1 protein-coding gene is annotated in these 723 nt (G+C 69.6%); it reads right to left on the bottom strand.

From position 1 onward, the window contains the following. Positions 1–96 precede the first annotated feature (96 nt). Positions 97–516, bottom strand: a complete 420-nt coding sequence (locus tag AX744_RS00155) for an RbsD/FucU family protein (RefSeq protein ID WP_058633097.1) — start codon at positions 514–516, stop codon at positions 97–99. Positions 517–723 lie beyond the last annotated feature (207 nt).

Genomic DNA, 723 nt, shown 5'->3' with positions numbered 1-723 from the left:
CGACGACGCCGTTCCCCGCCGAGCTCATCGTGCGGGAGTCGACCGTCGGTCGCTGAGACGGTCGTTCTCTGGCTGCCGCGAGGCTTCGCTCCTTCGTCAGGCCGAGGGGTGGCCGACCACACCCTTGCGCAGCAGCGCGTTGCCGTATTTGCGCGTCTCACCCGTGCGCACCATCAGATACGCGGTCTTCGCGACCTCGTAGTAGGCGAACCGCTCGACGAAGGCCGTCGTGTCCACGGCTGTGCCCGCCGCCGCCATGAGCTCGCGCTGCACGTCGAGCACCTCGCCGTCGGCCGAGGTCATCAGATCGAGGCCGGGGGCGTCGTCCAGCGGCAGCACGGTGCGGATGGCAGCCACCACCTCAGGCGTCGTGGTGCCGGGCAGGTCGATCACACGTGCGCCCAGACCCCACGCGGGGAAGTGCGCGTCGGCGACGACCACGGCATCGGAGTGCCCCATGCGGTCGAGGTGCAGCAGCAGCTCTCCCGTCAGCAGGGGATGGATTCCTTCGAGCACGAGTGCTCCTCTCGTCGAGCCGTCGGGTGGTTCAGGAGACGCCTGAGCCGGCCGGGATGAGCCCCTCCGCTGCGAGGTTGTCCCACAGCGCGGCCGGGATGTCGAGGGCGGCATACTCCGCATTCTGCTGCAGCTGCGCCGGACGACTGCCACCCACCACGACCGAGCGTACGACCTCGGACTGCAACGGGAACTGGATCGCCGCGG

Origin of the sequence: Microbacterium sp. CCH5-D1 (genome assembly GCF_001557335.1) — a bacterium.
In the GTDB taxonomy this organism is placed as follows: Bacteria; Actinomycetota; Actinomycetes; order Actinomycetales; family Microbacteriaceae; genus Microbacterium; species Microbacterium oxydans.
The sequence above is the reverse complement of the archived record's forward strand: the minus strand, read 5'-3'. Positions and strand labels throughout refer to the sequence as shown.